The sequence below is a fragment of the Enterococcus larvae genome, assembly GCF_017830045.1.
Taxonomy (GTDB): domain Bacteria; phylum Bacillota; class Bacilli; order Lactobacillales; family Enterococcaceae; genus Enterococcus_L; species Enterococcus_L larvae.
Genome location: NZ_JAEDXU010000012.1, coordinates 40,847 through 54,246, shown reverse-complemented (window position 1 = coordinate 54,246; position 13,400 = coordinate 40,847). Strand labels below are relative to the sequence as shown.

Genomic DNA, 13,400 nt, shown 5'->3' with positions numbered 1-13,400 from the left:
ATAATGGACATCGAACTACAAGAATGAAGAAACTGTGCAGTCACCTGACCAGTTTCATCAACAAGAAAGAGGAGAGAACACAATTATGAACAATGCTGACCCCGAGAGTCAGTCGCTTATCGCGCAAATTTTATTACTAGTCGTTTTGACATTGATCAATGCCTTTTTAGCTGCTGCTGAGATCGCTGCCGTCTCTGTCAACAAAAACCGTTTGGAGCAAAAAGCTGAGGAAGGTGATACCAAAGCTGGAAAATTATTGAAGATTTTAGATGATCCCAATAACTTTCTTTCTACGATCCAAGTTGGGATCACGTTGGTAAACATCCTGTCAGGGGCATCCTTGGCAGATAATCTATCTTCACGCTTGGCACCGGTACTTGGTGGCGGGGCGTTTGCCAAAAATTTAGCAAGTATCATTATTTTGGCGTTATTGACCTATGTATCCATTGTGTTTGGTGAGCTTTATCCAAAACGAATTGCGATGAACAAATCTGAAGAAGTGGCAAAATTCACTTCCGGTCCCGTTCAATTCTTAGGAATGATCGCTCGACCGTTTGTCTGGCTGCTTTCAGCTTCCACGGATTTGATTTCACGACTGACACCAATGAAATTTGATGATGAAGATTCTAAGATGACAAGAGATGAAATGCGTTACTTATTGGAAACAGAGGGCGTTTTGGAAAATGATGAGCTTGAAATGCTGCAGGGTGTTTTCTCATTAGATACTAAAGTTGCTCGTGAAGTAATGGTTCCGAGAACAGATGCATTCATGATCAACATCGAAGATACTGTTGACGAAAATATCAATCTTGTTTTATCTGAGAATTTTTCAAGAATTCCTGTTTATAATGATGATAAAGATAAAGTAATCGGAATACTACACACCAAAAACTTGTTGAAAGCAGCACATGAGAAAGGCTTTGACAAGATCAATCTTCAAGAAATCATTCAGGAACCTTTGTTTGTACCTGAAACGATCTTCATTGATGATTTGTTATATGAGCTGAAACGCACGCAAAACCAAATGGCAATTTTGCTTGATGAATATGGTGGCGTCGTTGGTCTGGCTACTCTAGAAGACCTATTAGAAGAAATTGTTGGTGAAATCGATGATGAATCTGATGAGATAGAAAACCTTTATTCAAAAGTAAATGATCACGAATATCTTATTCAAGGACGAATGCTTATTGATGAATTCAACGAAGTATTTGAAACGGACTTGCATATGAGTGATGTCGATACGATGGCAGGTTACTTGATCACTGCTTTAGGAACGATTCCTGATGAAGGTGAGAAGCTGTCTTTTGATGTTGGAAATGTCACGCTCATTTCTGAAGAGATGGAAGGAGCAAGAATTCTTGTTCTGAGAGTCATTTTTCATGACGAGGAAATTGTTAATGAAGAGCCTGAAGAAGGCCGACGACTGTTCCGCAGAGATGTAGAGGACGACGAACCAAGACGTTAACAATAAAAAGAATAAAAGAGAAGAGAGTGGGACAATAATCTGTTCCACTCTTTTCCATACCCTAAATCCGAATAAACGGCGAGTCAGAAGCAGCTCCTACGACAATAAGCCGGAATGCAACAAAAATTTGTGAAACAATTTTCGTGAATTCCGGCTTACTGCTTGTAGCTAAACACTTCTGTCTCGGCCTCTTTCTATTTTTTCTCATGAGTATTTTTATTCATTTGGACTTCTTTCAAAGTTTGATAGAGGTCAATAAATTGCCGATGATTATCCAGTGAATACCTAAAAACAAATTTAGGTACAGGACAATACTCAGGTAGTAAATAAGAAGAAGTAGCTACGATCAGATCGAAATCCATACAATTGTCGCTCATAGCACCGAGCTCGACAAAGACAAATTCATCCAGATAATTGATCAGCTGCTGTGTCAACAAGTAGTTTGACTCAGCAATCAAGCCGACTTTGATTGTTCTGTTGGTCATTAGGTTTTCCCAAGTTGGGTACAGCAATAGAGCAAAGGCTGTTGCTATCTGATTGATATACTCTGTGATCCAACCGTAGTTTTTTCTTTTGGATACCTTTTTGAAGAAAGACTTGAACGCCCCAAATAACTCCAAAAAATATTTATTTTGAAGGAAGCTTGATTTTGCATTTACGGTCAAGATACCAGGTAATGTCTTCTTAAAAATGATTACTGGAAAAAGAATGTTGGCAGTATTGCCGTAAAGAACTTTATGTTCTAAACTGTTAAATCCGTATTCCTGCTCCAAAAATGTCCAAAACTCTTGGAAAAGTGTTGTTGCCTGATTTTCTTCTGTTTCAAGATACAGTTGAAGCAACGGGAAGCGTGGATCAGATTCAGTATAAAAGTTAGGCGTGATAATCAACAGCAGCGCAGCGAACTGACACTCTGCTGCTAAGACGGCCGGATCTTTTACAATCGGATCGAAAAAGTCCTTTCCCCGCTGGAGGCTCGTTGGAACATAAGAAGAGATTTTTATCTGTTCTCTTAAAACGTTGCCATTTGTAACACGTAAGTAGATGATATCAAGCATCAGGCAAATCTGTTTTGTTGCAGAATAGCTGTGACTTTCCGGAAAACAAGGGCTGATGTTATCAATCACTCTCTTGTAGTCTATTTCGATATTTGCCTTAGGCAGATTGACACTTTGAGAAGTGAACCAAATCAAGGTGTACAACACGATTCGAATAAGACGCTCTTCGCCTGACAGTTTAAGCTGAGAGATATTCAGCTTGATGTTAAAGTTTTTAAGGTAATCATTGAGGGGCTTGGACTTCCTAATAACAGAAGCCTTGCTCAAAAAATTTTTCCTGCAAAAATCATCCAGACTGTCTTTTGGGTAGTAAACAATAGAAAGAATCAGTAAATAAGGGATACTTTGGGTAATCAGGTATTGATAGTATTGATCATAAGAGACGGATCGATCGTAATGGATGCCTTGTTCTGTTATAAATGAGACAGGTTCTTGTCTGATATCATCAAGATCCTGCTGAATCAATTCCAACAGATAGGACACCCGACTATAAGAGTAATCCAAATTGTTTTCTAAGAAATTGATACTATAGTAATCATCCGGTAGTTTAACCAGTAGATTAAATAAGGTCAGCTTTCTTTTAGTAACTTCCTCCAGAATGAGTTTTTCAAACATGAGGTGCTCCTCCTTATCCTTCTGTTGTTTCAAGATAATTCTGACAATTACATAAGACTACATCGTTCAATAACTGCTCTCTTATACAAGCGACTTGCTAAAAACAACTAAGTGTTATAAAGATTATATATTATTTCTCAGAAAAAAGCTTAAAAAAGTACACAATTTTAAGGAAACTCACGCATTTATAATTTTGAAATTACTCCCTATTCCATGATATACTACACTAGTTGAAATTATTAACAGGAGAAGGCCAATGTAGACATAAGTAAATCAAAGATTAACATATATGTATAAATCCTATTAAAGAATAGAGGAAGGTTTTGCTGCCATTGTTTATCTGATGGTCAAGGACCGTTTCTCACATGATGAACGCTTTAACAAGATCTATATATTTTAAATTTTAAGGAAATGGAGCACGAACTATAATGAACAATCCACATTTAAAAGAACAGGTAGATAGTCGCCGTACCTTTGCGATCATCTCTCACCCGGATGCGGGGAAAACAACAATCACAGAGCAGCTCTTACTGTTTGGCGGAGCGATTCGTCAAGCGGGAACAGTCAAAGGGAAAAAGACAGGGAACTTTGCGAAATCCGACTGGATGGAAATTGAGAAGCAGCGTGGGATTTCTGTAACAAGTTCTGTTATGCAATTTGATTATGATGGTAAAAGAGTCAATATACTGGATACTCCGGGACATGAGGACTTTTCTGAAGATACTTATCGGACATTGATGGCTGTGGATAGTGCGGTCATGGTTATTGATAGTGCGAAAGGGATCGAAGCGCAAACGAAAAAGCTGTTTCAGGTAGTTAAAAAAAGAGGGATTCCAATCTTTACTTTTATCAATAAACTGGATCGTGACGGAAGAGAGCCTTTAGATCTTTTGGAAGAGCTGGAGGAAGTTCTTGAGATTGAATCTTATCCAATGAACTGGCCGATAGGTATGGGTAAAGGACTTGAAGGCCTATATGATATCCATAATCATCGTGTAGAGCTTTATCGTTCCGGTACAGAGGACGAGCAGCGCTTCATTCCGTTGGAAAATGGAACGATTCCTGAATCCCACGAGCTGAATCAAAACAATCTTTACCATCAGGCATTAGAGGATGTAGAGCTGTTGATAGAAGCAGGAGATTCCTTTGATGAAGAGAAGATTGCTCAAGGAAATCAGACACCTGTCTTCTTTGGTTCTGCATTGACGAACTTTGGTGTTCAGACGTTCCTTGAAACATTCCTTAAGTTTGCCCCTGCGCCACATGCTCATAAAACAGAGGATGGCGAAGCAGTCAGCCCTTATGAAGAAGAATTTTCCGGCTTTGTCTTCAAAATTCAAGCCAATATGAATCCAGCCCACAGAGATAGAATTGCTTTTGTCAGGATTTGTTCGGGAACCTTTGAACGAGGGATGGATGTGACTCTGGAAAGAACGAATAAAAAAATAAAACTCAGCAATGTGACGCAATTCATGGCAGATGCTAGAGAAAATGTTGAAGAAGCTGTTGCCGGCGATATCATTGGTGTGTACGATACTGGGAACTATCAGATTGGTGATAGTTTGTATGAAGGGAAAATGAAGGTTAGATATGAAGAACTTCCATCCTTCACACCTGAGCTGTTCATGAAGGTCACAGCAAAAAATGTGATGAAACAGAAATCCTTCCATAAAGGGATGTATCAACTGGTACAGGAAGGAGCTATTCAGCTTTATAAGACGTACCTGACAGAAGATTACATCATTGGCGCTGTAGGACAGCTTCAGTTTGAAGTTTTCCAGCATAGAATGCTGAATGAGTACAATTCTGAAGTGATCATGACACCAATGGGCTCTAAAATTGCCCGCTGGATCAAACCTGAGGACTTGGACGAGCGAATGAGCTCCAGCCGAAATATCTTGGCGAAGGATCGTTTCGATCAGCCGCTGTTCTTGTTTGAAAATCAGTTTGCGATGCGTTGGTTTGCTGACAAGTATCCTGATGTAGAATTGAAGAGTTTATTATAAAAAAATACAGATTCCGATAAATGCTATCGGAATCTGTATTTTTTTCAGGTTCTAACTAAAGCACCTGTCAGCGGGATCGATATCTCTGTAATCCCCTTCAACTCGATCATTTCAATTTTATCTTTTTGGATCAATTCTTTCGGAATACGCTTTATGAAAAACTTCAGAATCTCATTTGCCTCAGCTTTTCTGATTGCTCGTTTTTGGTTCAGGATCAAGATCTCGACATGCTGCTCCGCTTCAGAATATATCGCAGTCGTGTTGCCGGCAGAATACACTTTGACAAGATGAGCGTCTGTACTTTCCAACTGCTTGTTTACCATTTTTCTATGGCTGTTGGTTACATTGATTAATTTCATGTTATCACCTCTCTTTTTCTCATTTGTTATTTAGGGATATGTAAACTATATAGCACAATATCATTATAGAATGCTTTTGCGAAAATAAAAAGAATTATGCTTAAATTTTACCACAAATCATCACAAAAATATGTTCAGAAATACGATTTTTTTTGTTTTTTATGCAATCAGGTGATTTTGTATAAAAATAGTCTGAATCCGTAAGGTTGATAACTTGGACTCAGACTATTTATTTGCTGCTCATTTCATTTACTGTTATTAATTACTCAGCGTCACTTTCAGCTGTTTCAGCTGTTGGTTCGACTTCTGCTGCTTGACCAGTAACGATGATTTTTTCATCATCTGTCAAAGCGGCAGTCAACTCATGTTCTTCCGGATGATCCAGATAGTATTCAGCGATACCATCTTCAATTTGTTCTTGGATTGTTCGACGCAGCGGGCGAGCCCCCATTGCCGGATCATAGCCAAGATCCACTAGTTTTTCTTTTACATCAGTCGGTACATCAATGTGAATCTTTTGCTGAGAAAGAAGCTTGTTGACATCATCCAGCATCAAGCTGACGATCTTCAATAGATTTTCCTTACTCAAAGCACTGAATTCAACGATGCCGTCAAAACGATTAAGAAACTCTGGTGTGAAGAAATTATTCAACTGGCCTAGGATCGAGCGAGTAACACCTTCACGTGCAGCACCGAAACCAACGTTGGCTTCAATCTTACCACTGCCGGCATTACTAGTCATAATGATGATCGTATCTTTAAAGCTGACGGTTCTGCCTTGTGCATCTGTCAATCTGCCATCATCAAGAATCTGCAAGAACATATGCAGGACATCTGGATGAGCTTTTTCGATTTCGTCAAGAAGAATCAAGCTATAAGGGTTGCGGCGTACCTTCTCTGTCAGCTGTCCAGCCTCTTCATAGCCAACATAGCCTGGAGGAGAACCAATCAGTTTAGAGACACTATGTTTTTCCATATATTCACTCATGTCAAAACGGATCATCGTATCTTCTGAACCAAATAGTTCAAAGGCCAGCTGTTTAGCCAATTCAGTTTTACCGACACCAGTAGGTCCAACGAACAGGAAGGAGCCGATAGGTCGATTCTTTTTACCTAGGCCGACTCTGTTTCTTCGAATGGCTTTCGCAACCTTATCTACAGCATCATCTTGTCCGATTACATTTGATTTTAAATCGATAGCCAGATTTTTTAACTGAGTCTGTTCTTTTTCTTTCAAATCACCAACAGGAATACCAGTCCGTTGTTCTACGATTGCTTCGATAACTTTTTCAGTAATGACCGGTGTTTCCTCATCACTGATCTGTTTATCCTTCATCGCCTGCAGCTTATTGATCTGATCACGATAATAGGCAGCTTTTTCAAAGTCTTCTTCAGCAGAGGCCTGTTGTTTTTGCTGCTCGGCATCTGCCAGTTTCTTTTCGATTGTTTTCGGATCGGCGATTTGAATCGTCAAGTTCATTTTTGAACCGGACTCATCCAACAGGTCGATGGCTTTATCTGGTAAGAATCGATCCTGAATATAACGGTTTGAAAGATAGGCAGCGCCTTTGATTGCTTCATCTGTGTATTTTACATGATGATAGTCTTCATAACGTTTTTGCAGACCCTTTAAGATTTCGATCGTTTCATCAACAGTAGGCTCATCTACACGAACTGGCTGCATCCGACGTTCTAATGCCGCATCCTTTTCGATGATCCGATATTCTGTCAGGGTTGTTGCGCCAACCATTTGCAGCTCACCGCGTGCTAATGCTGGTTTTAATATGTTGCCGGCATCCATGTTACCGTCACCGGCAGCACCTGCACCAACTAGTTCATGGACTTCATCAATGAAAAGAATAATATTTTCTGCTTGTTTGATTTCTTCAATCAGCTTTTGCATTCTTTCTTCAAATTGACCACGAATACCTGTCCCTTGAACAAGAGAAGCAACATCTAAACGAATGACTTCTTTTTCCAAAAGTTTTTGAGGAACATCACCATCAATGATTTTTTGAGCCAAGCCTTCTACGACAGCGGTTTTACCCACACCAGGCTCGCCGATCAATACCGGATTGTTTTTCGTTCTTCTATTCAGGATTTCAATCACTCGTTTGATTTCTTCATCACGACCGACAACGGGATCGATGTCGCCTTGTCTGGCTGCTTCGGTTATGTTGATGCCGTATTCGCCTAAAAGGCCTTCACCTTGTCCACCTCTTCTAGGAGGCTGACCGTTGATGCCGTTACCGTCTCCAAATTGGGTTGGGGGTGTTTGCTGACCAAGTTGATCTCCTTGTTGCATTTGACGAGAAAGTGAGCGATATAAATCATCTAGGCTTCCAAAACCAAATGGGTCCTGAGACATCGTTGGTTGCGTGTTATTTGCTTGTGATTTTAATTTTTGATAACAGCTTTGGCAATAGTCCAATTGTTTTCTCTGACCATTGACATTTGCGTATAAGTGAATTGTAGCTTCATTCTGCTTGCAGTTTTGGCAAATCATCTACTAATGCACGTCCTTTCACTTGTAAGACTGAAATTTAAGTCAAATTTAAAGATCAAAAATATAACTGACCTTTTTTGACCTTTGAAAATATTATAGCACGTTTTTCAATAGAATCAAGTATTTGGCTTTGAAATTAAGCATCAGCAACAGGTGGATTCTAATAAATAAAAGCTGGATTTTTTAGACAAATACTGTTCTTTCCTTTAAAATGGGAACAGTTTAAAAAAGCACCCTCTTTGCTAAAACTATTTATAGCAATAAGTTTGAGGCGCGCAAGAGAAACTAGGCTTGAAAATAGACAGTGTTGACTGATTATTGAAGACTGCGGTGTTTGAAGAGACAGGATGTCTCCAAGAAAAGAAAGAGAGTGGGGTTTTCTATGTTTGAACATTCATTTGAAGAAGAAATCCAGCAATTGAAGGAAGGTACGATCACGGAGATCGTCATCCAGCAGAAGGATTTCAGTCTGTTTAGGGAAGCTTGGAAAGTGCAGGAGGATCGTGAGAAAATAATCGGTGAGGCAGGATTGAATGGAAAAATCATTTACCGATTTGTCAATTAATTGAAAAGGTTTACGCTATTCCTTAAAATTTCGTTGAAAACAGTTGTAACAACTTCAAAAAAATGGTAATCTTAAAAATTGAAAGGGTCGTTTTTTATACAATTGATGTATGGATAGAAAACCCTAACATAAAAAAATATTTTACTTACGAAGGAGACCGATTCATATGGAAAAGAAAGACTTTCACGTTGTAGCAGAAACAGGGATTCACGCACGCCCAGCTACATTACTAGTACAAACAGCAAGCAAATTCAACTCTGATATTAACTTAGAGTACAAAGGTAAATCAGTTAACCTGAAATCAATCATGGGCGTTATGTCTCTTGGCGTAGGTCAAGGTTCTGATGTTACTATCACTGTTGATGGTGTTGACGAAGCAGACGCAATTGCTGCAATCGTTGAAACAATGAAAAAAGAAGGACTGTCTGAATAATGACTGAGATGCTTAAGGGAATTGCCGCAAGTGATGGTGTTGCAATTGCTAAAGCCTATCTTCTTGTTCAGCCGGACTTATCATTCAATAAAGTTTCTGTAGATGATATTGCTGCTGAAGAAAAACGTTTAGAGGATGCTTTGGCTAAATCTACAACAGAACTTCAGGCTATCAGAGAAAAAGCAGCTAAAAGTCTTGGTGAAGAAGAAGCGCAGGTTTTTGACGCACACTTGATGGTTTTAGCTGATCCGGAAATGATCGGACAAATCAAACAAAATATTCAAGACAATAAAGTAAATGCTGAATCAGGATTGAAAGAAGTTACTGATATGTATATCGGTATGTTCGAAGCGATGGACGATAATGCGTACATGCAAGAGCGTGCAGCAGATATCCGCGACGTAGCGAAACGTGTTCTGTCTCATTTACTGGGAGTAACATTACCGAATCCTTCAATGATCAATGAAGAGGTTATCGTTGTTGCTCATGACTTGACACCAAGTGATACAGCTCAGTTGGATAGAACTTACGTAAAAGCCTTTGTTACTGACATTGGTGGACGTACGTCTCACTCAGCTATCATGGCTCGTTCACTTGAAATTCCTGCAATCGTAGGAACAATGGAAATCACTGCTAAAGTTAAGGCCGGTGACATGTTGGCTGTTAACGGTATCGATGGAGATGTAATTATCCACCCATCTGATGCTGAAAAAGCAGATTTCGAAGCAAAAGGACAAGCATATGCTGACCTGAAAGCTGAATGGGAAAAGCTGAAAAATGCTAAAACTGAAACAGCTGACGGTAAGCACTTTGAATTAGCTGCCAATATTGGTACACCAAAGGATCTAGAAGGCGTACACAAAAATGGCGGTGAAGCAATCGGCTTGTACCGTACGGAATTCCTTTATATGGATTCACCTGATTTCCCAACTGAGGATGATCAGTATGAAGCATATAAAGCAGTTCTTGAGGGCATGGACGGTAAACCTGTTGTTGTTCGTACGATGGATATCGGCGGAGACAAAGAGCTGCCATACTTGCAATTACCTCATGAAATGAATCCTTTCTTGGGTTACCGTGCATTACGTATCAGTTTATCTGAACAAGGAGACAGCATGTTCCGTACGCAAATGCGTGCATTGCTGCGTGCTTCTGTTCATGGTAACTTGCGTATCATGTTCCCAATGGTAGCTACTCTGAAGGAATTCAGAGCAGCGAAGAAAATCTTCGATGAAGAAAAACAAAACTTAGTAAGTGAAGGAACAACAGTGTCAGATACGATTCAAGTTGGTATCATGATTGAAATTCCTGCTGCAGCAGTTATTGCTGATAAATTTGCTAAGGAAGTTGACTTCTTCAGTGTTGGAACAAATGACTTGATCCAATACACAATGGCTGCTGACCGTATGAACGAACGTGTTTCTTACCTATATCAACCATATAACCCATCAATCCTACGTTTGATCAAAAACGTTATTGATGCAGCGCATGCTGAAGGTAAATGGGCTGGTATGTGTGGTGAGATGGCGGGAGATCAGACTGCTGTACCTCTATTAGTAGGTATGGGTCTGGATGAGTTCTCAATGAGTGCGACATCTATTCTGAAAACACGCAGCTTAATGAAACGTTTGGATACTGGTAAAATGGCTGAACTTGCGGAGCGCGCCCTTAACGAGTGCGATACAATGGAAGAAGTTGTTGAACTAGTAGAAGAATATACAAAGTAATCAATTGATTATTCAAACCGCAGATGGCGAAAGCTGTCTGCGGTTTTTGTGATGCAGCAGATGAAGAAGAGGCAAAAAAAGCAGTTACATTGTTTCTCATATTTTTACCTATTCGTCCTTTTATTTGGAAGAAAAATGAAAAGAATGACGTTGTGTGAACCTTCTGTTTTAGTTACAATTATAATGATGGTAAAATTATCATCTAAAATAATCAAAAGGAGACGGAATAAATGAAAAGAATTAAATTGTTGTTAGCAATGGTTGCTGTTGTAGTTGTATTAGCCGGTTGCGGAAAATCTTTGGCGAGTACTTTGACTGAAGGAGACGGAAAATGGTATTTGAGTAATGAACTGACAGATGGTGAAATGACGCTGATTTTCGAGTCAAAAGAGGATGTTACTGTTGAATTGTACGGAGAATCTGAATCTACAACCTATTCTGTTTCAGAAAAGGACAAAACCATTACGCTAAATTCCCCCGATGATGAGGATGAAGAGGCAATTGAGATGAAGGTGATCAAAATTCAAGAGGACACGATTGAAATTGAAATCAGTGGAACTGAAGGAACATTATCTAAAGAGTAAATAATAGTAGGAAATTAAAAGAGGCCGAGACAGAAGTGTTTAGCTACAAGCAATAAGCCGGAATGCACGAAAATTGTTTCACAAATTTTTGTTGCATTCCGGCTTATTGCCGTAGGAGCTGCTTCTGACTCGCCGTTTATTCGGATTTAGGGTATGGAAAAGAGTGGGAACAGATTATTGTCCCACTCACTTTTTTGTATAGCAGCAGCTTTTTTAATCAACGATTACAAACAATCTCATATTTTATCCCATCTGGATCTTTAAAGAATAATGCATAGTAATTAGGACCGTGAGAAAGATGGACCTGCGGGGGATCAATGATTTCTGCCTTCAATGACCGCAGCAGATCATAGATGGCATCCACCGCTTCTCTTGTCGCCGCTCGAAAGGCAACGTGGTGTACTGCGCCGGGTTTCCGTCGATGAATCAACTCTTCCTTATATTCAGGTAAAGGGGAGCAAATACCAAAGTCATAGGCATCACTCAAGTATTCAATGACTTCCATGTTCAGCTCGGGCAGATAGGCATGTACTTTTTTTGAAAGATCAAACCCTAAAGCTTCACAAAGGGCATCATAAAATATTTCCGCATTTTTCAAATCTTTAACAGTTACCTGTACATGGTCAATTAGATAGTTCATTCGTAGCTGCTCCTTTCAAAATGTTAAACCACCCAGTATTTTTCCCCATCAATCGTTCGTCCAAGCATGCCGTATTCGATCAAGTATCGTCGAACAGTGACATGATCATCAAACATCGTTGCAATCGTCTCATTCACTTCTTTTTCAGTGTAGTATTTATCAGGTAAAAAGCGTTCCATAAGCTTGCGAAACAGAATCAGACGTTTTTTCTCCTTTGTTGGTATTTTTACTGCGTGACCTAGCTCATCAAGGAAGGCTGTGAGAACTTTGTCATCATTCTTACTCGTTAAGGAGAGGCGAGGAGCGGCTTCAATTTGCTGTTTATTAGGAGTTTCAAGTAGATCCAGCAATGCAATCAAGGCAGTTGCCTGACGTTTCTTTTCCTTTAATTTAAAGCGATGGTTGCGCACCGCAGACTTTGAGATATTCATTTTTTCCGCAATTGCTTCATCAGAAAGCCTTTGATTAACTAGGGAAAGAAATTCTTTTTGAACTTCGGTCAGTCCTGTTTCACTCTTATCTAATTGGAGCAGTGCTTCTACGGAATCGCCATGTTGGGATGACAAGTGCTTTTTGATCATATATTCAGCTTTAGCAAAATTTTCATTGTAAGGATATACGAAAGAGTCGTCGTAGATTTGATTGCAGTATAGGCATAAAAACTGAGTGTTTTGCTTGATGTAACCATGCTTCATATCTTCTATAGTTATAGATTTCATAAAATCACCTCGAATAAATACTAACATATTTTTGTTTTGCAATCAAATTTAGTTGCGTATTTAAATTCAGTCCTTTTTTGTTATGGTTGTTGGATGATGTTGGAACAGAATAAGCGGCGATGAAGGCAGGAAAACAGATAAAAGAACCACGATTGCATCGACGATACTGGATAATTGTCAAAAAAGAATAAGTTTGCTTAAATAATGATAATTGATTAAATAATTAGGAGTGATATGTGATGACTTTGAATTATAAGAAAATTGAACAGGCAATTGCTGAAGAAGAAAATGCCGGCGGATTTGCTGAGCTTATAAAGAAGTTTAAAGCATTGGGGATCAAGAAGTACGATTATTTCGTAGATAAAGGGGTCTATCGTTATTACGACGGCGAATCGTTTGTTGATAGTCAAATGAATGGCGAAGCTCAGGAAGTGGGGCAGGCTGCAACAGAAGAAGGAATAAGGACAGCCGTAAAAAAAGCTCAGGCGGGAGAGGTAGATTTTGTAGAATTTTGCCTTCTTGCAGGGCAAGCCGGTATCAGTTACTGGACATCAGATTTAGAAAAGATGATTGTGTCTTACTTTGATCAGCAGGATTTTACAGTTTTGGTTGAGCCGATTCCAGCTATTTGAAGGCGATTGGATTAAAAATTTATCGATTTCAAAAAAAAACCTTTTTCTATTATCGGATATCGTCTAAAATATTTACATTTTCCCAGTGATA

General features: G+C 39.2%; 12 protein-coding genes. 7 read left to right on the top strand and 5 right to left on the bottom strand.

Annotation, left to right across the window (positions count from 1 at the left end):
* Positions 1 to 85 precede the first annotated feature (85 nt).
* On the top strand, positions 86 to 1,465 hold the full coding sequence (locus I6N96_RS17405; RefSeq protein WP_209558847.1) for a hemolysin family protein: 1,380 nt from the start codon (positions 86 to 88) through the stop codon (positions 1,463 to 1,465).
* A gap of 194 nt (positions 1,466 to 1,659) precedes the next feature.
* On the opposite strand, the gene I6N96_RS17400 is transcribed toward I6N96_RS17405, so the two are convergent.
* Entirely contained in the window at positions 1,660 to 3,138 is a 1,479-nt protein-coding gene (locus I6N96_RS17400) for a helix-turn-helix domain-containing protein (RefSeq protein WP_209558846.1), read from the bottom strand.
* A 428-nt stretch (positions 3,139 to 3,566) separates the two neighbouring features.
* Between I6N96_RS17400 and I6N96_RS17395 the strand changes: the two genes are divergently transcribed.
* Entirely contained in the window at positions 3,567 to 5,144 is a 1,578-nt protein-coding gene (locus I6N96_RS17395) for a peptide chain release factor 3 (protein ID WP_209558845.1), read from the top strand.
* A 44-nt stretch (positions 5,145 to 5,188) separates the two neighbouring features.
* Here I6N96_RS17395 and I6N96_RS17390 read toward each other — a convergent pair whose 3' ends face one another.
* Positions 5,189 to 5,503: a DUF1827 family protein gene (locus I6N96_RS17390; RefSeq protein WP_209558844.1), complete on the bottom strand. Its 315-nt coding sequence runs from the start codon at positions 5,501 to 5,503 to the stop codon at positions 5,189 to 5,191.
* A gap of 262 nt (positions 5,504 to 5,765) precedes the next feature.
* Positions 5,766 to 8,009, bottom strand: coding sequence for an ATP-dependent Clp protease ATP-binding subunit (locus I6N96_RS17385; RefSeq protein ID WP_209558843.1), 2,244 nt, complete (start codon positions 8,007 to 8,009; stop codon positions 5,766 to 5,768).
* 382 nt (positions 8,010 to 8,391) lie between these two features.
* Between I6N96_RS17385 and I6N96_RS17380 the strand changes: the two genes are divergently transcribed.
* From I6N96_RS17380 to I6N96_RS17365, 4 genes are all read left to right on the top strand, one after another.
* Positions 8,392 to 8,574: a hypothetical protein gene (locus I6N96_RS17380; RefSeq protein WP_209558842.1), complete on the top strand. Its 183-nt coding sequence runs from the start codon at positions 8,392 to 8,394 to the stop codon at positions 8,572 to 8,574.
* A gap of 166 nt (positions 8,575 to 8,740) precedes the next feature.
* The gene (locus I6N96_RS17375) at positions 8,741 to 9,007 is read left to right on the top strand and encodes a phosphocarrier protein HPr (RefSeq protein WP_086349025.1); all 267 of its coding nucleotides are present in this window, start codon (positions 8,741 to 8,743) and stop codon (positions 9,005 to 9,007) included.
* Positions 9,007 to 10,734, top strand: a complete 1,728-nt coding sequence (gene ptsP / locus I6N96_RS17370) for a phosphoenolpyruvate--protein phosphotransferase (protein ID WP_209558841.1) — start codon at positions 9,007 to 9,009, stop codon at positions 10,732 to 10,734. Before I6N96_RS17375 ends, ptsP begins: the two co-directional genes overlap by 1 nt.
* A gap of 230 nt (positions 10,735 to 10,964) precedes the next feature.
* On the top strand, positions 10,965 to 11,318 hold the full coding sequence (locus I6N96_RS17365; protein ID WP_209558840.1) for a hypothetical protein: 354 nt from the start codon (positions 10,965 to 10,967) through the stop codon (positions 11,316 to 11,318).
* A 217-nt stretch (positions 11,319 to 11,535) separates the two neighbouring features.
* On the opposite strand, the gene I6N96_RS17360 is transcribed toward I6N96_RS17365, so the two are convergent.
* Positions 11,536 to 11,958, bottom strand: a complete 423-nt coding sequence (locus I6N96_RS17360) for a VOC family protein (RefSeq protein WP_209558839.1) — start codon at positions 11,956 to 11,958, stop codon at positions 11,536 to 11,538.
* A gap of 23 nt (positions 11,959 to 11,981) precedes the next feature.
* Entirely contained in the window at positions 11,982 to 12,677 is a 696-nt protein-coding gene (locus I6N96_RS17355) for a DUF2087 domain-containing protein (RefSeq protein WP_209558838.1), read from the bottom strand.
* Positions 12,678 to 12,916: 239 nt separating this feature from the next.
* Here I6N96_RS17355 and I6N96_RS17350 point away from each other — a divergent pair, with 239 nt between their 5' ends.
* Positions 12,917 to 13,309 carry a DUF1398 family protein gene (locus I6N96_RS17350; protein WP_209558837.1) on the top strand — a complete coding sequence of 131 codons (393 nt, stop codon included), beginning with the start codon at positions 12,917 to 12,919 and terminating at the stop codon, positions 13,307 to 13,309.
* Positions 13,310 to 13,400 lie beyond the last annotated feature (91 nt).